This is a genomic window from Acanthopleuribacter pedis (genome assembly GCF_017377855.1).
In the GTDB taxonomy this organism is placed as follows: Bacteria; Acidobacteriota; Holophagae; order Acanthopleuribacterales; family Acanthopleuribacteraceae; genus Acanthopleuribacter; species Acanthopleuribacter pedis.
Genome location: NZ_JAFREP010000031.1, coordinates 74,379 through 94,283, shown reverse-complemented (window position 1 = coordinate 94,283; position 19,905 = coordinate 74,379). Strand labels below are relative to the sequence as shown.

Below are 19,905 nucleotides of genomic sequence, written 5' to 3'. Positions count from 1 at the left end.
GGAACCGCGCCGCAACCTTTACCCTAGACGACGGTGTCAAAATAAATGACGAATACAGGAGATTGTCATGACGGAACGCAATCCCTTCGGGAGTAAAGCGTCCTTGCAAACCAAAGCGGGGACCTTCGACTATTACAAGCTGGACGCCCTTAAGGACGTGGCCGATATCGCCAAGTTGCCCTTTTCCATCCGCGTACTGCTGGAAAGCGCCCTGCGCAACGTAGACGGCTACACCATTAATAAGGAAGACGTTGAGAAAATCGCCACGTGGGGCCCTGAAACCGCGGGCAAGATTGAGATCCCCTTCAAACCCAGCCGTGTCATTCTCCAAGACTTCACCGGCGTACCCGCGGTTGTCGATCTGGCGGCACTGCGTTCCGCGCTGCAACGCATGGGCGGCGACCCCGAGAAAATCAATCCTCAGGTGCCCGTGGACCTGGTTATCGACCACTCGGTTCAAGTCGACAGCTTCGGCTCCTCCGAGTCCATCAAAATCAACGAAAAGTACGAATTTGAACGCAACCGCGAGCGCTACGAGTTCCTGCACTGGGGCCAAAAAGCCTTTAAAAACTTCAGCGCGGTACCTCCCGGCACGGGCATTGTCCACCAGGTTAACCTCGAGTTCCTGGCGCCCGGCGTTTGCCAACGCGACGGCGCGGCCTTCCCCGACAGCTTGGTCGGTACCGACAGCCACACCACCATGATCAACGGCCTGGGTGTTCTGGGCTGGGGCGTCGGCGGCATCGAAGCCGAGGCGGTCATGCTCGGCCAACCCATCTACATGCTGATGCCGGAAGTCGTCGGCTTCCGCCTGACCGGCAGCCTCAAAGAAGGCACCACCGCCACCGACCTGGTTCTGACGATCACCGAAATACTGCGCAAACACGGCGTGGTCGGCAAGTTCGTTGAATTCACCGGCCCCGGCATGGTCGCCCTCTCCCTCGCGGACCGCGCCACCATCGCCAACATGGCGCCCGAGTACGGCGCGACCATGGGTTTCTTCCCCATCGACGAACGCACCCTCGAGTACATGGCCCTGACCGGTCGCGACGACGACCAAATCGACCTGGTCGAACAATACTGCAAAGCCAACATGCTGTGGCACCGCGCCGAGGACCCCACGCCGAGCTATTCGGCCAACCTGGAGCTCGACATCTCCACCGTTGAGCCCAGCCTCGCCGGCCCCAAACGTCCCCAGGACCGCATCGCGCTCAGCAACATGAAAGGCAACTTCGCCAAGGCGCTGGACGCACCCGCCGGTCACGCCGGCTTCGCGCTGACCGCCGACGACCACAAAAAAACCGGCGCCGTGGAAGGCACCGACGCCACCATCACCCACGGCAACGTGGTGATCGCGGCCATCACGAGCTGCACCAACACCTCGAACCCCTCCGTTTTGATCGCGGCCGGCTTGCTGGCCCGCAAAGCGGTCGAAAAAGGTCTGAAAACACCACCGTTCGTCAAAACCTCCTTGGCGCCCGGCAGCCGCGTCGTTTCCTCCTACCTGGAAAAACTCGGCCTGGACAAAGACCTGGAAGAACTGGGTTTCTACACGGTTGGCTACGGCTGCACCACCTGCATCGGCAACTCTGGTCCCCTGCCCGACAATGTCGCAAAACCGATTCGTGAGAACAACTTGGTCGCGGCCTCGGTTCTCTCCGGTAACCGCAACTTCGAAGGTCGCGTCAGCCCGGACGTCAAAGCCAACTACCTGGCCAGCCCCCCGCTGGTTGTGGCTTACGCCCTCGCCGGCACGGTCACCAAGGACCTGACCACCGAGCCCATCGGCCAAGGCCGCGACGGCAGTGATGTCTTCCTGAAAGACATCTGGCCCACGCTGGACGAAATCCAAAGCGCCATCAAAGCAGTACTGACCCCGGAAATGTTCCGCGAGCAGTACGGCAACACCTACACCGCCAACGAAACCTGGAACGCCATCAAAGGTCAGGACAGCGCCATTTATAACTGGGACGAGAAGAGCACCTATGTACAGGAGCCGCCGTTCTTCCAGGACATGACGCTGGATGTGGAACCCATCAAACCCATCAACGACATGCGTGTTTTGGCCAAACTGGGCGACTCGGTCACCACCGACCACATCTCTCCCGCGGGCAGCTTCAAACCCGAAACGCCTGCAGGTAAGTACCTCACGGACAACGGCGTCCTGCCCAAGGACTTCAACTCCTACGGTTCACGTCGCGGCAACGACCGTGTCATGACCCGCGGCACCTTCGCCAACATCCGCCTGCGCAACCAGTTGGCGCCGGGCACCGAGGGTGGTTTCACCAAGGACTTCACCACCGGCGAAGTCAGCACCATCTACGACGCCTCGAGCAACTACAAAGCAGCGGGTACGCCGCTGTTTGTATTGGCCGGCAAAGAGTACGGCACCGGTTCCTCCCGTGACTGGGCCGCCAAGGGCACCATTCTGTTGGGCGTGCGCGCGGTGCTGGCCGAAAGCTTCGAGCGCATTCACCGTTCCAACCTGGTGTTCATGGGTGTGTTGCCGCTGCAGTTCAAAGACGGCGACAGCCACGCGAGCCTGGGCCTGACCGGTGAAGAGCACTTCTCCCTGCCCGAGCTGAGCGACGACATGACCGCCGGCCAAGACATTAAGGTGGTTGCCAAGGCCGCCGACGGCACGGAAAAAACCTTCACGGTTGTGTCCCGCATCGACACGCCGGTTGAAATCGAGTACTACCGCAACGGCGGCATCCTGCACACGGTTCTGCGCCAACTGGCCAAAGCCTAAGCAAGCCCCGTTTCCGAACGAAAAGCCGCCGGTCACGGCGGCTTTTTTAATTTTCCCGGGCACCTCTGCCCACCCACGGACACGTCAATACACCTTTACGCCCTTTAACTTTTTGTTGTAAAAGGTTGAAAGCACTAGCTTCTTTAATACAGGAATAGGATCCCCAAGGAGCCTTATACTCCCCATTAATATTGATGACCTTCTCCGTTGCCAAGGCGTTGAGTCGGCGAGGGTTGAGTTCAAGGCAAGCTGGGATCCTAAAACCACCGGGGTTCAAGTCCTTAAAACCATCTGCGCCTTCGCCAATGATTTACAAAACCTCAACGGCGGCTACATCGTTATCGGCGTCGAGGAGAAAGATGGGCAGGCCGTGCTTCCACCCAAAGGTCTCAACGGCCAACAAACAGAAGCAGCACAATCATGGCTGCGCGGAAATGCAAATCGCATTGACCCACCTTACCAGCCAGTGACCTCGGTAGAAAAAGTCGATGACCGTCAGATCCTGGTTTTATGGGTCCCCGGCAGTGAAACCCGCCCCCACCGAGCACCAGACGGCTCAGAAAAGGGACGACGCGTTTATTACGTAAGGCTTGGTTCCGAAACGGTTAATGCCGAGAAAAACGGCGTCCTGGACCAACTCATGCAATTGACGGCAAGAGTCCCCTTTGATGATCGCCGTGCTTTACAAGCAACCGTCGACGATCTCCGAGAAGGTAAAACACGCGAGTTCCTAAAAGACATCCGCGGTGGATTATTACAGGAAACCGACACCAAAAGCCTGTATCGCAAACTGCGCATCGCGACACCGGTAAACGGGCACGACGTCCCCAAAAATATCGGACTCTTGATGTTTAGTGATGACCCCGAGTTATGGTTTCCAGGAGCGCGAATCGAAGTGGTTCATTTCCCCGACGACGCTTCAGGCAACATCATTGAAGAAAAATACTTCCGCGGTAGCCTTCAAGATCAGCTCAGAAATGCCTTGGCTTATTTGGAAAGGTTCGCAACAACGCGGCCGTAAACCAACGCCTTCTCCTCGACGCCAAAGAACTATTAGAACGCGTGCTCCAAATGAAAACCCATCCGCGTCGCCAGGCCTGGGTTTGGCGCGATCTCGCCCGCGTCAAAGCTTGGCTGTCCCACCCACGAAGCGAAATTGACCATGCTTTTCTGACGGCGCTCAACCTCTCTGAGCAAGAACCTCGGATTAAAAAAGAATACGACCGCTGGAAAGCCGAACAAAGAGACCATTAAGCCGGTTACCGCGGCGAGCCACTACCAAACGGGGCTGAAGATCAGGCACCCATCATCGCCTTAACTCAATTTCCGATTTCGCTCCCATGATTCGAAGCCACGTTCTCGGCATTTTCATCCCCGAATAAGCCCCAAAACATCTCGGCGGTTCTCCGACCGGCGCACGGGTCCTTCACGGAGCCGCACCCCGCCGTGCCCTTGCTTTGGCCCGGTGCGCGGGCTATAATCGGCCACCCTCGTTTTTGACAAAATTATGCGGTTCGGTTGCGACCTTTTTGGTGATACCCCCGCCTTGGTCCTTGTTTCGCACGCCGCTTTTCGCCCTGTGTTCGCTGCTTCTCTTGTTCTGGTACCGTACCTGACCCCCATCGACCGGCACCGGCCGCGCACCAGGAGGGAACACCCGATTTGAACAAACCGCCACGAACCCCCGAAGAATCGGCCCATCCCCTCCTCGGACAACGCTTGAACCTGCCCCTCAGTGACGAAGTTCGCTTTGAATTGTGCCTCGACGCGGCGACCCACCCGATTTTGGCCGACTACCGCGTCCTGGAACGACCGGTGGTTCCGGCCGCCCACCACCTCGCGATGATTCTCGCGGGGATGCAGGCGCTTCATCCCGAACGGCCGCCCCACCTGCGCAACATCCTGTTCCAACGCGCGCTGGTCCTCACCACACCACGCTTGGTGCAACTTATCTTGCGACCGGAAGACACCAACTTCCTGGTCGCTCTGGTCAGCCGCCCCCTCGCCGAACCCAACGCCTCTTGGACCCAACACCTGACGGCCCACGCGGTGGCCGATCCGGCCCCGCCCCCAAAAGCCCCGGAGGCGAGCACCATCCGCGCCGCGAGTCAAACCCGCCGATCCGGCGCGGCAATGGCGCGCCAACTCGCGGAAAAAGGCTTTTGGCTCGGACCGCGGTTTCAATGGCACCGCACCGTCTTTTTGGCCGGCCGCCGTGCTTGGTGTGCGTTGGCACGGCCCGCCGACGCGCCCGTCAACGCCCAGATCCCGATCCATCCCGGCCTGCTCGACGGTTGCTTCCAACTTTTGCGCGCATTTCTGCCCGGCGACAACGAGGCGGCGGGCGAGGAAACCCTGATCGACGTCCCTTTCCGCATCGACGAACTCGCCTGGTTCGCGGTGACAGAAGCGGCGGGAACCTGGCAATGTTTTGCCGAAGACGGCGACCCCAACAGTCTGCTGCTCTGCAACGCCGACGGCCGTCCCCTGCTCACCGTCGACGGCTTCGCCTTTCGCCGCGTCGAAGCAGAAACCCTCTTTGCGGGCGATGAACCCGCGCCCGACCTGCTCTACGAATTCGCCTGTCACCCGCGGCCCGCCCGCGTCGACACCCATCCCGACATGCATTACCTGGTCTTCGGCGACCACAACACGGTCGCCGCGGCGCTCGTCGATCAGGCCGCGGCCCAAGGCGCCCACGTCTTGCACGTTTCCGCCAACTTCGGGTACGGCACCCCCAGCGCGGACCAAGTCAACCTCAACCCTTTTAACCAGGACAACTTCGACCGCCTCTTCGAAAAACATCCCCCCTCCCAATTCGCCGGGCTCTTTCTACTATGGGACCTGCAGACCACCACCCCCAACGAACGCGAGGGTTTTTCGGGAAGCCATGAACCCAACGGCGAAGATATGCTCAATAGCGAACTGGACGCGGCCGAGGTGACCCTCAACCTGCTCAAGGCTCTGCTCAACAGCGGCGCCGCCACCTTGCCCAAGGTGCTGTTCGCCACCCAAGCCGGCCTCTGGCAAGGGTTCGGCACCAACATGGTCCCCCACAACGCGGTCATCTGGGGCCTCGCCCGCGCGGCGGCACTGGAGTTCGAAACCCTGTCCCTGGTGACCTGTGACCTCGCGCCGATGCCCGCCGGCCACCAAGCCCGCTTTCTGCTCGACGAAATGCGCAACACGGACGGTGAGGACCAAGTCCTCTTCACCGAAACCCAGCGCTTGGTCCCACGCCTGCAACCCACACGCATCAATCCCGAGGCGACCCCGTCCATCAAACCCGACGCTACCTATTTGGTCACAGGCGCCTTCGGCGGGCTCGGCCTCTTGCTCGTTGAATGGTTGGTCAACCAAGGCGCCCGTCATTTGATGCTTTCGGCACGCCGGCCCGTCGACGCGGCGGACCAACAACGCCTCGACGACCTACGCGCCCGCGGCGCCCAACTCCACGTCAAACTCGGCGATATCGGCCGCGCCAAAGTCGTCCACGACCACCTCGCAACGATCCGCGACCACCTCCCCCCGCTCGCGGGGGTGTTCCACGCCGCCGGTACCACCGAGGACCACGGCCTGCCGCAACAAAACCGCGGCACGATGCACCAAACTTTTTGGCCGAAAATCGCGGCGACCTGGCACCTCCACCAACACACCCGTACGGACCGGCTCGACCATTTTGTCTGCTTCTCCTCCTGCGCCGCGGTGTTCGGCTCCCGCGGACAAAGCAATTACGCGGCGGCCAATGCCTTCCTCGACGCCCTCACACATTACCGGCGCCGTCTCGGTCTCCCCGGTACATCCATCAACTGGGGCGCCTGGCAAAGCACGGGCATGTCGACGCGCATAAGCCCTTGGCAACAAAACCTTTTGGAAGATCAGGGCGCGGGCTGTTTCACCCCCAAGCAAGGCTTCCAAGCGCTGGCCCACCTGCTCGCCGACCACGGGACGCGCGCCCTTGTCGCCGCCTATCAACCCGAACGCTTCGCGCGCGCCTTTTTCAACGGGCGCCCCCCGCGCTTGCTCGCCGATCTCGGCCAAGTCGCCCAAACAACCCTTCACCCAAACCCGCCGACAGGCCGTTTCGCGGCCCAACTTCAAGCCGCCGATCACCATGCGCGCCCCGCCCTGCTGGCCCGCTTTCTACGCACGCGCATCGCAACCTTACTCAAACTCAAATCTGCCGACAGCCTGCAACCCCGCCAACACCTGTTCGACATCGGCCTCAACTCCATCCTCGCGATGGAACTGCAACGCACCCTCGAAAACGAATTGGGCTTCTCCCTGCGCGCCATGTTGCTGTTCGATTTCCCAACCTTTGAACGCCTGCACCAACACCTTCTGGAAAAACTCGATTTCAGCAGGAGCACCGAGAAACCCGACAACAACGGCCTCCACCGCGAACTCGATCCCATGCTCGCCGAGGTCCGCCGCATGAGCGCCGGTGAACTGCTCGGAAAATTAACACTGGGCGTCGACCCATGATCCCCACCCATCCGCGATGCCGCCCCAAAGGGAGTTTTGCATGACCAATCCCGTCGCGGGCATGAGCGCACTCGAATTGGCTTACGCGGCCAAAAAACTCAGCGCCAACCATGCGGTCCTTCGTGCCGAACCCATCGCCGTGGTCGGCATGAGCTGCCGCTTTCCCGGCGGTGCCCACAACCTCGCCGGCTTTCAACGGTTACTTCACGAGGGCGTTGACGCGGTCAAACCCATCCCGACCGACCGCTGGGATCTCGAGGCGTTGTTTGACGCCCTCCCCAAAACCGACGGCCCCATCCCCTGCCGCCGCGGCGGATTTCTGTCCCGTATTTATCATTTCGACGCCGCCTTTTTCGGCATCACCCACGCGGAAGCCCGCGGCTTAGATCCGCAACAACGCTTGCTCCTCGAAGTGGCCTGGGAAGCGGTCACCAACAGCGGCATCCACCCTCGCGAACTTTACGGAACCGGCACGGGCGTGTTTCTGGGCGTCGGCAGCTTTGACTTTGCCGCCCAACGCATCGCTACCGGCGACCGCGCGGGGGTCGACCCTTTCTTTATCAGCGGTACGGCGCCCGGTGCGGCCGCGGGCCGGCTCGCCAACCAACTCGGCCTCCACGGCCCGGCCATGGTGGTCGACACCGCCTGTTCCTCCTCTTTGGTGGCCGTCCACCTCGCCTGTGCCGCCTTGCGCCGCCGCGAATGTGGCACCGCCCTCTGTGGCGCGGTCAGCCTCATCATGGCCCCTGAACCGCACATCGCCTTAAACAAGGCCGGTCTGCTGGCAGGCGACGGCCGTTGTAAAACCTTCGACACCACGGCCGATGGGTTCGGTCGCGGTGAAGGATGCGGCCTGGTCGTGCTCAAACGCCTGTCTCGCGCCCTCGCCGACGGCGACCCGATCTGGGCAATTATCCGCGGCTCGGCGGTCAACCAAGACGGCGCGAGCGGCGGCCTCGCGATCCCCAGCAAACCCGCCCGTGAAACGGTCGTCCGCACCGCGCTCGCGGGCGCGGGACTCGGCCCCAACCAAATCAGTGTGATCGAAGCCCACGGCACCGGTGCCCCCATCGGCGACGCGGTCGAAATGGCCGCGCTCGGCAAGGTTTTTGCCTCGGCTGAACGGGCGCAACCCCTGATCGTCGGTTCGGTCAAAACCAACATCGGTCACCTCGAGGCGGCGGCCGGGATCGCCGGCCTGATCAAAACGGTGCTGGCCATGCACGGCACCTTCATCCCGCCCCACCTCCATTTCCACATTCCCAACCCCACCATCGACTGGGAACATCTGAACGTGATCATTCCCAAACAGCGCCAGCCCTGGCATCCCCTCGCGGAGGGTTTACGGGCGGGGGTTGGCGCGTTCGGCGCCACGGGTACCAATGCCTTTGTCGCCCTGGAAGCTTTTTCGCTGGAAGCTTTTACCCACGGTAGCCAACCCGCGCTGGAAACTGTCCCGATTCCCTTCCAGCGCACGTTGTTCCAACCGCGGGCAACCTCGCCGGCGCCCCCGCCGCCCGATGCCGCCGCACTCCTCGGCCAACGCCTCAAATTGCCAGGCTCCGCTGAGATCCGTTTCCAAACCCTGTTTGCCGCCGACGCTGCACCTTTTCTGAAGGACCATCATCTCGACGACGCCTGTTCCGTGGCCGAGGCCGTCTACCTCGCCATGCTGCTCGAGGCCCTGCACGCGGCTTTCGAACCCCACCATCATGAGCCCCGCGCGCTCAGCTTTCACCAACCCATGGTCTTAAAGGGCACCAAAAAACGCACCGTGCAACTGGTCTTCCGCCCATCCCAAGAACACGAATCATTCGAGGTATTGAGCAGCAATGACGACGCGTCCTGGATCACCCATTTCAAGGGGCATCTCGCGAGACGCGAACCGAATACCAGGCCGACCCCATTACCCGTGGCCCAATGGCGGGAACGGTGGAGCCCACGGGACGCGGACCAACTCTACCGCGACCTGGAAACCTCGGGACGCGGCCTCGGCCCCTCGTTCCGCCGCATCACCCAAATATGGACGCGCGAAAACCAAGCACTCTGCTGTCTCGAACACGCCCTCCCCAACCACGGTAAAAGCGGCACCACGCCGGGGATTCTGGACGCCTGCCTCCAGTTTTTAACCGTGGCCGGTGCGGGTTTGTTGTTTGGTGATCACGCAACCAGCCAAGACCGCTACACCCCTCATTCTCTCGAGAGCCTGCGTTTCCACCAGGCACCCAACGCGGACGGCGACCTGTTCCACCACACCCTCCTGCGCCCCCATCAAACCAACCGTGACGCGATTTGCGCCGACCTGCGCCTGTGCGACCCATCCGGCACCGTGCTCTTAGAACTCATCGGCCTTACCGTGCGGCGTCCCGAACGGAAGAAAGACCAGGCCCACGGCGCAACGGAGCAACTGTTGCACCGGCTCCAATGGCGCAGGCAACCGCTACCCCATGAGACCGACCCCATGGACGATACCCGCTGGTTGTTGGTCGGCCGCGGTCAAGCCGCCGCCGCCTTCGAACGGTTCCTGCAAACCCGCGGACGCTGGGTCCAAGTGATCGCCGACAGCGCCGCCGCGGAGCACCTCCTCAAAAGCGAAAGCGGTCCCCAGGCCGTGGTCTACTTCGCGGCCGATCCCGGAGCCGACTCGGCGGCACCGGCCAAGCCGGCCCTTGAGTGCGCCGCACTGCTGCGCTTGGTCCAAAGCCTCGCCACCCGCGCCCGCGACAAACGACCGCGCCTGAACATTGTCACCCGCTGCACCTGGCTCATCAGGGCGGAGGACCCGGTCGGTCCCCCGGACGGTGCGGCCCTCTGGGGTATGGCTCGCGTGATCCAACGCGAGTACCCCAATTTCCGTTGTCGCTTACTCGACCTCGATGCGTGGCAGGCGGCCGATCCGGCCTGGGCGGAACTGTTACAAGGTGATCGCGAGGATCAAATCGCCTTTCGCAACGGCGAACGGTACGTGGCACGACTGCTACCCCATACAGCCACCCCGACGCGGCGACGGCCGGCGCCCATTCAGGGCACGGTGTTGATCTGCGGCGGCCTGGGGGCGCTCGGTCTTGCCGCGGCACAACGCTTGGTCGACATCGGCGTCGAGACCTTGGTGCTCGCCGGCCGTCGCGCCCCCAACCATGCGGTACGCGAGGTTTTGACCGGTCTCGAGGCGGCCGGCACACAGGTGGTCGTCCATGAAGCGGACATCGGCGACAGCAACGCTACCGCGGCGTTGTTCGCCCGAATTCACGACAGCTTACCGCCCCTGAAGGGCGTGATCCACGCCGCGGGCATCCTCGACGACGGCTTACTCGCGGGACAATCCCAACCGCGTTTTGTCAAGGTGATGCAACCCAAAACCGCGGGCGCCTGGCTGCTCCACAAACATACCCGCGGCTTGAACCTCGACTTTTTTATCCTCTACACGTCCATGAACGCCGTCCTCGGCCGCGGCGGACAGGGCGCCGGCGCCGCCGCCGGAGCCTACCTCACCGGCTTGGCCCACCATCGCCGCGCCCACAACCTTCCCGCCACCGCGATTCACTGGGGCGGCTGGTCCAAAATCGGTATGACCGCCGACCTCGCCGCGCCGGCCCGACACCGTCTGACCCTCGAAGGGATCGGCCTCATCGACCCACAACAAGGCCTCGCCCTACTCGAACGCCTCATCCTCGGCGAACGTCACGACCTCATCGCCGCATCCATCGATTGGTCAGGTTACGCCGAGCACTTCGCGGGCGAGGTGCCCCCCCTGCTTACCGCCCTGACCCAAGCCGGCATCATCCAAAAACCGACCAACCCCCTTCCGAGCCAACCAGACCTCATTTTGGAAAGCGTTCCGCCGTCCGAGCGCGAGGCATGGCTGAAACGGCACCTGCGCGAGCAGCTCGCCAAGCTCACCGGCATGACACGACCCGGCGCCTTCCCAGACGAGATCCCCCTGGTTGAATTGGGGGTCGACTCCGTTACCGGCACCCACCTGCGAGAAAGCCTCGAGCGCACCTTCGCCTTGTCGCTCCCCACCAACCTGCTTTCGAGCTACCCGACCCTCTTCGCCTTGACCCGGTTTCTGCTTCAAGCCGCGCAAAAAACCTCGGACAACAACGACCAACCACGCCCAACCCATCGCTAAGTTATTGGGCCGCTCCCCGCGATCCATGCGACGGGCCGCGGGTTAAGCTCGGAACAACTTCCATTTAAAAACCACGGCGACACTGCTATATTGGCGCTTAAGAACGCGCTAACAAAAATAAAATCTCAGCCCCCCTTGCACCACAAGCTGATCGCGAGGTCCGGCCTTTAACCGTTCAGATCCCACGATGCAAACGTTGCTCGCCTCTGAACGGCACCTTTCACTTATTTGGGAGAAGCCTTATGACGTCACACACCGCGCCGCCCCCCACCCCCGATAGGATCGCCGCGCTCGCCGCCCGCTTTCCGAACGTTGCCGAGGCCCATGTGCACACCCTGGCGGATCCGCCAACCTTGGCCGCCTACCTGGTTCCCCTCGACACCCTCGACACGGAGCGGCTCAAGACGTTTATGGCCGAATCCCTTCCCGAACACCATATGCCCGACCACTTTGTGCAACTGGAGAAACTTCCGCTTTTGGAAAACGGCGCCATCCACACCGCCGCCCTCCCGGATCCGAGAACCACCGCCACGGCCAAGCGCGACATTCGCTCCTTATTTGACAGTGAAATCCTAGCCATTTGGGAAGACGTCTTGGGTCGCGACGATGTGGGCATCGACGATGATTTCTTCGCGCTCGGCGGCGACGCGGAAAAAGCAGGCCGACTGTGTAACAGCATCCGCCACCGAAAAGGGACCTCGATTGATCCCGACATGATTGCGGACCATCCAACCGTCGCCCAATTGGCGGACTACCTGCTCGAGGTGGACCCCGGCCCCGTCATCCGACCCGGCATGAAACGCTCCGAAATCCGCCACGCCCGCCAAAGCGCCGCGATGGGCGATCACTGGCACACCGCGACCAGGCCCGGCCCCTTCGACGACGCGACCACCGTGGTCACCCCCAACGGCACCACCCTGGATACGCGGAAATTGTTCCCTCTCATTCAAAACGGCGAGCTGGAGCCGGTGAAAACGATCACCCTGGAAAACTTTGCCAACGAGTCAAGGGGCGGCCTCACCGACGACGAAATCTTCGGGGGCTGGTGTGATTACAAACCGGTGGTTTCCGTCTTGCGCGAAACGCCTTGGGGCCGCGTCGGCGCCATCACCCTCCCCCGTTTCGACAAGCAACTGTTTGGCGATCCCGAGGGTTTGCGCCAACACGTGCTGGAAGCGCTCCACATGGCCCGCGCGGCCGGGGCCGACACCGTCTCACTCTCAGGCCTAATGGCCGTCGCCACCGATTACGGGCGATTGCTCGAGGAAGCGGTGGCGGCCGATCCCGATTTGCCGCGCCTCGCCATTGCTCAAGACACCGAGGTTGCCGCGCTGTACCTGGGCACCGCCGGCTTGTTAGCACGCCAAGACCGTGACTTGGCCGAGGAAACCCTGGGTTTGCTGGGTTTGGACCCGGTTGGTACCGCCACGGTCGGTTTGTTGCTGGCCAAACAGCCCCATCCCAAAACCCTCATCCTGTGTGATCCCGAGAACCGCGATTTAACCGGCCTGCAAACCCACCTCGACGCGGTTGGTTACCAGGGCGAGGTGCGCCGTCTCACCTTCAAGCGCGGCATTCCTTCCGCGTTTTACAAGGCAACCCTGATGCTGGCCACCAGCGATATGAAGGACATCCTGCGCATTGACAAGCTCAAGCCGGGCACCTTGCTCGTGGCCGAATCCACCAGGCCTTGTTTCAAATCGGAACCCGCGCTGGTCCGCATGGAAGACGAGGGCGATATCCAAGCCATGGAAGGTGACATTCTGCGCTTGCCCAAACCGAGCCGATTAACCCGCTACTTACCGATCCAATTGGCGCGCATGGTGCGGGTTTTCGCCAACATCACACCGAATTACCCCGAGGCCTTAACCGGCAACCAAGCCGGCGCCTTGCTCCACCACCTCGCACCGGGAGAGGCGCCCTTGCGTGGACCGGTCACCATCGCCGACGCCGAACGCCGTCTGGCCCAAATGCAGGCGCTCAACATCACCGCCGCCGCACCCCACTTGGGCGGGCAACCCCTGGAAGCGGATTTAACCCAGCCGATGCAGCGGGGATCAAGGACGCCGTGATCTTTGTCTCGGCTTTTAACAAGACTCGGCACCGACAACTTGGCCACTTATCGATCTAGCCCGTAGGAAGGATGACGACGATGATGCCGGACAACCAAAATCCGAATTGTGTCACCTTCAACCCGAAACAAAACCGCATAGGGAAAACGTTTCAACTTACACATTCTGATGGGTTCTTGGATAAACCGGTAACGGAAGGGCTGGGTCGACAATGCCGCTATCGTCAGATCCAGTTCTTTTAGAAAAGCTTTCGCTAGAGCCGGAAAGATGGGTTGGTAATGATCTAGAATGTTCCCAATATCTTCTTCAGCGAGTGGGTGGTAGAACACCTTCATTTTAAGCGTTTGGCCATGGCAGCCATAACCTCGTCATGAGAACGGCCGCTTACCCGGCCCGAACGCATTTCCTCATCTCGCCTTACCGCTTCATCAACGGCATCCAGCGCCTCGGGTGCCTCACACGCATCAAAACTAGACCACAATGCTTGAGCCAGGAAAACACGCTGCTCCATTGGAAGCCCTAACACTTTATTTTTGAGTTCTAATAAGCCGGCGTCCATGCTTCCTCCTTCTGGGTTCAGACATTGGCAATAGAGATTATGTTACGCCTGTAATGCGTAACCCAAAAGGGAAAGAATTTTTTTGAGCACCGGTCGGTCATGCCTAACCTGCATTTCTCACAGGGAATTCTGCTACGAATCCTTGCGAGAAATGCGCGCTAAACCTAAATGGAGCAACCCTATTCAACAAGATTTTGGCATCCGACCACAAACCCTCGGTTAAATTACTTAGCTCCTATCGGGGTTGTCCAAGTCGAGCACACGGGTGATGCCGATTGCCGCCGCGAAAGGTTCGTCGTGGGTGATGACCACCAGCGCACCGCGAAACTGCCGCAGCATGGTTTCCAAACTTTGGATCGCGTCCAAGTCGAGGTGATTGGTCGGTTCGTCCAGCAGCAGGCATTGTGGCGCATCGGCGTGGGCGAACAAGCAAGCCATTGCCGCGCGCAAACGCTCCCCACCGCTAAGAACACCCACTTTCTTAAAGGCCGCATCGCCGCGAAACAGAAATTTGGCCAAGCGCCACCGCACCTCGGATTCCTGCATATCCGGTTGAACCGCGCGGAAATTGGCCAAAATACTCCGTTCCGCATCCAACACCGCGATGTGCTGGTCCAGGTAGGTCACCCGCGCAACGCCAACCGCGAGGGTTCCCTGCCACGGGGTCGCCTCAGATACCTGGGGATCGCGACCCGCCGCTTGCTCCAGCAGCCGCATCAGCGTCGTTTTGCCCGAACCGTTACCGCCTTTGATGCGCACCCGTTCCGGGCCGGTCACGGTGAGGTTGATCCCGGAAAAAAGCGGTCGGACCGCACCGGGGTGGGTGAAGGCCAAGTCTTTTAGATGCAACACCATTTTGCCATTAGGCACCGCCCCGCCCACCATGGAAACATCCATGGTTTCCAGCGCCTCGACCCGCATTCGGGCCGCATCCAACTGTTCCTTCTGTTGGCTTAGCTGTCGGTCCGCGGTTTTTTTGAGGGCGGCTGAAGTGCCTTCGCTGCGCTCTCGGCGCGCGTTCATGACCACCTTGGGCTGGCTGCCGCCGCGGCGCTCCTTGCGTCCCTTGGCCTGGCGTTGTTCGTGTTTTTCCTTGGTTTTTTGCAACGCGCGTTTGGTTTTGTTGAGCGCGGTCTCGGCGTTTTTAAAATCGCGGCGCAACGCTTCTTCTTCCACCGCTTTCTGGGCGACGTAGTGGTCGTAATTCCCCTCGTACTGTTTCATACCCAGGGTACTCAACGCGCAGATGCGGTCCAACATGTTGAGCAAGGTGCGGTCATGGCTGACAATCAACGCCCCACCCCGCCACGCCTGAAGCAAGCGGTAAAGTGCATCCTTGGAGGCGGCGTCGAGGTTGTTGGTCGGCTCGTCCAGTACCAACACATCCGGCTTGGCGAGCAGCAAGCCGGCAAAGCGCACCCGCGTGGCTTCTCCACCGGACAAAGACGCAAACCGGCGGCTCTGATCCAACCCCGCCAGGCCGATGTCTTCCAGCAACCGCGCCACCTGTTCCTCGATATCCCAATCCCCGTCCAACACATCAAAATGGACCGCATCGGTCTCACCCCGTTCAATCGCGTGGAGCGCCGTGATTTTGGGCGCCACGTTAAGCACATCCGCGATCAAGAGGTCACCGGCAGGCCTTGGGTTTTGCGGCAAATAGGCAATGCGACCCAAACGATCCACGCGCCCATGGGTCGGCGCCAAATCACCGGTAAACAACTTGAGCAGGTGGCTTTTGCCCACACCGTTGCGGCCTACCAAACCCACCTTGCGACGACCGATGGAACAGGACAAATCGGCGAACAACGCCGCGCCGTTGGCAAAGGAAAAACCAACGCCGTCGGCCACCAAGAAAGCGGTTTCCTGGGCTTGCGCTTCACACTGGGAAGAATCATGCATCAGGACGGGACCTCTTTTTTCAGGTAAGGATGGGAAGTTCGGGGGTTTGAACTTCCCAAACACGCGATTCGGTTGGAAATAAAAAGGTGAAAACATCAGTTGAAGGCTCCAGAACCCTGTAGAGCGTCACACAAAAAAAATCACTGATACAGAAAATGGTCATGTCATAGTCTTCACAGGGCGACATTGTGGCGCGCACCACTTGAGAAAACTTTACCGTTTTTGTTGAACCCGTCTCCAGCTCTGCCTTGATGACAAAAACCTCACTGGAAGCATCGAACACAACACGCTCCAGCGGAACATGATCCCATTTCAAGTCCTGAAACACGACTTCCAAAGGATAAGACTTCATTGTCCTCAACTCTTAAATACCACCTTAGAACCCTTGTTTAAATCGCTCATTAATCCATTATCCTTTTTACGCACGCAAAACAAAATTCATCTTCAACCCCTGAGCAACTGCGAAACGAATTGGTAGGCTTCATCCAAATCGTCATCTTCATCACTGGGCCTTGCCAAAAGCGTCACACAGAGCGCCGTCCAATCGTTGGGAATGGGGCACGACGCTCGGAGGACGGCTTCTCTTTCTACGCGCGGTATGCTTGTGAAACCGTCAATCCAATCGCCTAAATAATCCTCAAGGGCGCCCATTCGCCAACCGAGATCACCGACCGAGATATCGGAAAATTGCAGCCAGGGAGCCGGCTTCCCCTCGAAATCCGTCATGCCGCCGGCCTCGCGCCGGGGAATCGGACCCCCTTCGCCAAACCCATTCGTGCCGTGCCCAATCCCTTTCGTGCCATCAGTGTGCCCCTTCATGCCTTATCGGTGGGCACCGGATTCCGGTACAGGTATCGTTCACACAACGCGGGTAACCCCCTGATTTTGTTGTGACACGGGAGAAAACATCATGTGCCGAACCACCAGCCGACTTGGGTATTTGGACAACCTTCGCATTTTCGTCACCATCTTGGTGGTCGCCCACCACGCGGGCCAAGCCTACGGCCCCACGGGCGGCGATTGGCCGATTTTTGAAGAAGTACGTGCCCCCTGGCTTTTGCCTTTTTTCGCCACCAACGCGGCTTGGTTCATGGGCCTGTTTTTCCTGCTCTCCGGTTACTTCACCCCTGCTTCCTTCGACCGCAAAGGCGCCAAGGCTTTTTTGAAGGATCGGTTTGTGCGCCTCGGGTTGCCCATTGTCCTGTTTTGGTCGCCGATTCTCGGCATCTACGAATACCGCGCGGCCCAAACCGAGCAGTCGTTCGTTACCTGGTTTGTTACCGACTATGTGCTGGGCGCCAACATGGAAGTGGGCCATCTCTGGTTTCTGGTCCACCTGCTTTTCTACAGCCTGGCCTACGCGGCTTGGCGCCGGTGGCGCGGTTCGGCCACAACGGCCGGCACCGCCGCGCCGACCACCGGCCAACTGGTCGCCTACGGTTTGGCCCTCACCGTCGTCACTTATTTGGTACGCATAGGGTTCCCCATTGACCGCTGGATCTGGATCGCCGGGGTTTTCCCCTCCGAGGTCGCCCACCTACCCCAATACCTCAGCCTGTTTTTCATCGGCATCACCGCCGGCCGCAACCGTTGGTTTGAAACCATCTCGGCCCGATTCGGCCTCCAATTATTCGGCATCGCCATCGCTTTGGTTGCTTTTGTTTACCTCTACCTGCTCGTGATTCGCAACTATGTGTCCTTCGGCTTTGAGACCGGCGGGCCTTCCTGGGGATCATTCCGCTACAGCCTGCTGGAAGCAGCCATTTGCATCAGCATGTGCCTCGGACTTCCCGTCTTTTTCCGCGAAGCACTCAACCGACAGAACGATTTCCTAAAGCAACTGGCTGCCGGCGCCTACACCGTGTACATCATCCACTTCCTCATTCTTGTCACCATCCAAGGCCTTTTGCTCCGGTTCGCCTTATCGCCCACCACCAAATTCGCGGTCGCCACCCTCACCGCTACCGCGCTGTGTTTCCTCTGTGCCCACCTGCTTCGAAAAGTGCCCGGCTTAACCCGCGTGCTCTAACCCGCACTTTTCAAAAGGCTTCGCAGCAGAATTCCTTGTGAGAAATGCGGGCTAATACGATGGGTGGTATGATGCGGAAACCCAACCAAGGAGCCCCATTGGCGCGCGCACGTTTGTTCCTTACCGTCTTGCTGCTCACAACCTGTACCGGGTTGATCAGCTTCGGGTCGGTTGCCTTTTTGTTCCGAGCGGAGGAAACGCAAGTTCCCCTCTACAAACCGCTGATCTGGGAGCTCACCAGCGCCTACACGCTGTTGTTGCTGCTGCCGTTGATTTGGTGGTTTTTTTCCCGCTTCAAGTTGGAACGCGGCAAGTTCGCCGCCGCCGTCCCCGCCCATCTCCTGGGTTTACTAACCTTTAGCGGGTTGCACACCGCCGGTATGGTTGCCTTGCGCAAGGTGATCTATGCGCTGCTGGGCCTGGAGCCCTACGAATACGGGTCACCGCTCAACCGCGCCCTAATGGAACTCTACAAGGATACCTTTACCTACATCGCCGTCATCCTCATCTTCAGCGCGGCGGCGTGGTGGCGCAACAGCCGCGATGCCGAACTGCGAAGTGTGCGCCTCCAGGCCGATTTGCGCGAGGTCCAACTGCAAGCCCTGCGTGCCCAACTCGATCCTCATTTTTTGTTTAACGCGCTGAACGCGGTCAGCGATGTGATGTACGAGGATGTGGATCGCGCCGACCAGATCTTATCGTCGCTCAGTCGCTTACTGCGCTTCAGCATGGATGCGCGCGGGGCAACGGCCCATCCGTTGAGGCGCGAGTTGGCGTTGTTGGGATTGTACCTGGATGTGATGCGCGCGCGATTTCCCGACCGGCTGCGCGTGACCGTCGACGCGGATCCCGCCGCGGCCGACCACGCCGTCCCTGTTTTGCTCCTACAACCCTTGGTGGAGAACTGCATCAAACACCACCCGCGCGCCGCGGGCCAAACCATGGAGATCGAGGTCACGGCGAAACGAACCGGTGAAAGGTTGGAAGTAACCGTGACCGACAACGGCAGCGGACCCGACAAACCATTGGCCGAATTACGCCGCCAAGGTGTCGGCCTGGAAAACACCCTGCGCCGTCTGGAAACCTTTTACGGTGATGCCGCGCAGTTCCAACTGGAAAAAACCCCGGCGGGCGGCGCCGCCCGCTTGGTGATCCCACCCCAACCCCGCCACAAGGAAGAGGAACACAATGCGAACCCTGATCGTTGACGACGAACAACCCGCCCGCAACAAGCTGCGCCGGTTCCTGGGCGAAGACCCACGCTTCCAGATCATCGGCGAGGCGGAAAACGGGCTGGAGGCCTTGGAAAAAATCGAAGCCGATCCACCCGACCTCGTGTTCCTCGACATCCAAATGCCGGGGCTCAACGGCTTTGAGGTGCTGGAGGCGTTGCCATTGGAAAAACCACCGAAATTTGTGTTCGCCACCGCCTACGACCAATACGCGGTACGCGCCTTCGAAGTCCAAGCGGTCGATTACCTCCTCAAGCCCTACGACCGCGCCCGCTTCCAACAAACGCTGGCCGCGGTATTAAGCCGCGACAGCGACGAGCGCGCCCACTTGGACAAACTGTTACGCCACCTGGCCCCCCAAGGCGGCGCGCTCAAACGCCTGCTCATCCGCCAGGGGAAGCGACTGATCCCGCTAACCATGGCCGAGGTATCCCATATTCAGGCGGAAGAAAAATACGTGCGCCTGTTCCACGGCGGTCAATCGTACCTCCACCGGGAACCCATCTCGGCGCTGGAGCAGAAGTTGGACCCGACGGTGTTCCTGCGGGTGCACCGCGGCGACATCGTCAACCTGGGCTTCATCCAAACCCTGGAGCCCTGGACCAAAGGCGCATACCGAATTACCCTCAGCGACGGCAAACAAATCACCCTAAGCAAATCCTACCGCGACACCTTTTTCAATGCGTTCGGCAGCCGCTGAAACCTATCTTTTTCTCTTAGCGCTTTAGGCAATCTTGGGCGC

Annotated in this window: 14 protein-coding genes; 9 read left to right on the top strand and 5 right to left on the bottom strand. The window is 60.4% G+C overall.

Annotated features, from left to right (window positions below; translation table 11 throughout):
- The first annotated feature begins 67 nt into the window (after nucleotides 1-67).
- From acnA to J3U88_RS26755, 6 genes are all read left to right on the top strand, one after another.
- Nucleotides 68-2,752 carry an aconitate hydratase AcnA gene (gene acnA / locus J3U88_RS26780; protein WP_207862080.1) on the top strand — a complete coding sequence of 895 codons (2,685 nt, stop codon included), beginning with the start codon at nucleotides 68-70 and terminating at the stop codon, nucleotides 2,750-2,752.
- Nucleotides 2,753-2,906: 154 nt separating this feature from the next.
- Nucleotides 2,907-3,773, top strand: coding sequence for an RNA-binding domain-containing protein (locus J3U88_RS26775; protein WP_207862103.1), 867 nt, complete (start codon nucleotides 2,907-2,909; stop codon nucleotides 3,771-3,773).
- Nucleotides 3,774-3,823: 50 nt separating this feature from the next.
- A complete protein-coding gene (locus tag J3U88_RS26770) occupies nucleotides 3,824-4,006 on the top strand; it encodes a hypothetical protein (protein ID WP_207862079.1) in 183 nt (60 codons plus the stop codon).
- 408 nt (nucleotides 4,007-4,414) lie between these two features.
- Nucleotides 4,415-7,237 carry a type I polyketide synthase gene (locus J3U88_RS26765; protein ID WP_207862078.1) on the top strand — a complete coding sequence of 941 codons (2,823 nt, stop codon included), beginning with the start codon at nucleotides 4,415-4,417 and terminating at the stop codon, nucleotides 7,235-7,237.
- Nucleotides 7,238-7,277: 40 nt separating this feature from the next.
- The gene (locus tag J3U88_RS26760) at nucleotides 7,278-11,369 is read left to right on the top strand and encodes an SDR family NAD(P)-dependent oxidoreductase (protein ID WP_207862077.1); all 4,092 of its coding nucleotides are present in this window, start codon (nucleotides 7,278-7,280) and stop codon (nucleotides 11,367-11,369) included.
- A 242-nt stretch (nucleotides 11,370-11,611) separates the two neighbouring features.
- Complete coding sequence (locus J3U88_RS26755; protein ID WP_207862076.1) at nucleotides 11,612-13,441, top strand: phosphopantetheine-binding protein; 1,830 nt, start codon at nucleotides 11,612-11,614, stop codon at nucleotides 13,439-13,441.
- A gap of 47 nt (nucleotides 13,442-13,488) precedes the next feature.
- Here J3U88_RS26755 and J3U88_RS35440 read toward each other — a convergent pair whose 3' ends face one another.
- The 5 genes from J3U88_RS35440 to J3U88_RS26730 form a co-directional block, all read right to left on the bottom strand.
- Entirely contained in the window at nucleotides 13,489-13,776 is a 288-nt protein-coding gene (locus J3U88_RS35440) for a type II toxin-antitoxin system RelE/ParE family toxin (RefSeq protein WP_207862075.1), read from the bottom strand.
- Complete coding sequence (locus J3U88_RS26745) at nucleotides 13,773-14,000, bottom strand: addiction module protein (RefSeq protein ID WP_207862074.1); 228 nt, start codon at nucleotides 13,998-14,000, stop codon at nucleotides 13,773-13,775. Before J3U88_RS26745 ends, J3U88_RS35440 begins: the two co-directional genes overlap by 4 nt.
- 228 nt (nucleotides 14,001-14,228) lie before the next feature.
- Nucleotides 14,229-15,902 carry an ABC-F family ATP-binding cassette domain-containing protein gene (locus J3U88_RS26740; protein ID WP_207862073.1) on the bottom strand — a complete coding sequence of 558 codons (1,674 nt, stop codon included), beginning with the start codon at nucleotides 15,900-15,902 and terminating at the stop codon, nucleotides 14,229-14,231.
- Nucleotides 15,903-15,921: 19 nt separating this feature from the next.
- Nucleotides 15,922-16,254: a hypothetical protein gene (locus tag J3U88_RS26735; protein WP_207862072.1), complete on the bottom strand. Its 333-nt coding sequence runs from the start codon at nucleotides 16,252-16,254 to the stop codon at nucleotides 15,922-15,924.
- Nucleotides 16,255-16,346: 92 nt separating this feature from the next.
- The gene (locus tag J3U88_RS26730) at nucleotides 16,347-16,628 is read right to left on the bottom strand and encodes a hypothetical protein (RefSeq protein ID WP_207862071.1); all 282 of its coding nucleotides are present in this window, start codon (nucleotides 16,626-16,628) and stop codon (nucleotides 16,347-16,349) included.
- Between the two features lie 184 nt (nucleotides 16,629-16,812).
- Between J3U88_RS26730 and J3U88_RS26725 the strand changes: the two genes are divergently transcribed.
- The 3 genes from J3U88_RS26725 to J3U88_RS26715 all read left to right on the top strand — a co-directional run bounded on the left by J3U88_RS26725 (nucleotide 16,813) and on the right by J3U88_RS26715 (nucleotide 19,863).
- Entirely contained in the window at nucleotides 16,813-17,931 is a 1,119-nt protein-coding gene (locus J3U88_RS26725) for an acyltransferase family protein (protein WP_207862070.1), read from the top strand.
- Between the two features lie 98 nt (nucleotides 17,932-18,029).
- Complete coding sequence (locus J3U88_RS26720) at nucleotides 18,030-19,139, top strand: sensor histidine kinase (RefSeq protein ID WP_207862069.1); 1,110 nt, start codon at nucleotides 18,030-18,032, stop codon at nucleotides 19,137-19,139.
- A complete protein-coding gene (locus tag J3U88_RS26715) occupies nucleotides 19,120-19,863 on the top strand; it encodes a LytR/AlgR family response regulator transcription factor (protein ID WP_207862068.1) in 744 nt (247 codons plus the stop codon). The genes J3U88_RS26720 and J3U88_RS26715 overlap by 20 nt, the downstream gene beginning before the upstream one ends.
- Nucleotides 19,864-19,905: the final 42 nt, after the last annotated feature.

Bases quoted from the DNA above. Each gene is read 5' to 3' on its own strand.
- J3U88_RS26740 (WP_207862073.1), bottom strand. From the start codon at position 15,902: ATGCATGATTCTTCCCAGTGTGAAGCGCAAGCCCAGGAAACCGCTTTC.
- J3U88_RS26745 (WP_207862074.1), bottom strand. From the start codon at position 14,000: ATGGACGCCGGCTTATTAGAACTCAAAAATAAAGTGTTAGGGCTTCCA.
- acnA (WP_207862080.1), top strand. From the start codon at position 68: ATGACGGAACGCAATCCCTTCGGGAGTAAAGCGTCCTTGCAAACCAAA.
- J3U88_RS26755 (WP_207862076.1), top strand. From the start codon at position 11,612: ATGACGTCACACACCGCGCCGCCCCCCACCCCCGATAGGATCGCCGCG.
- J3U88_RS26760 (WP_207862077.1), top strand. From the start codon at position 7,278: ATGACCAATCCCGTCGCGGGCATGAGCGCACTCGAATTGGCTTACGCG.
- J3U88_RS26770 (WP_207862079.1), top strand. From the start codon at position 3,824: ATGAAAACCCATCCGCGTCGCCAGGCCTGGGTTTGGCGCGATCTCGCC.
- J3U88_RS35440 (WP_207862075.1), bottom strand. From the start codon at position 13,776: ATGAAGGTGTTCTACCACCCACTCGCTGAAGAAGATATTGGGAACATT.
- J3U88_RS26715 (WP_207862068.1), top strand. From the start codon at position 19,120: ATGCGAACCCTGATCGTTGACGACGAACAACCCGCCCGCAACAAGCTG.
- J3U88_RS26730 (WP_207862071.1), bottom strand. From the start codon at position 16,628: ATGACGGATTTCGAGGGGAAGCCGGCTCCCTGGCTGCAATTTTCCGAT.
- J3U88_RS26725 (WP_207862070.1), top strand. From the start codon at position 16,813: ATGTGCCGAACCACCAGCCGACTTGGGTATTTGGACAACCTTCGCATT.
- J3U88_RS26735 (WP_207862072.1), bottom strand. From the start codon at position 16,254: ATGAAGTCTTATCCTTTGGAAGTCGTGTTTCAGGACTTGAAATGGGAT.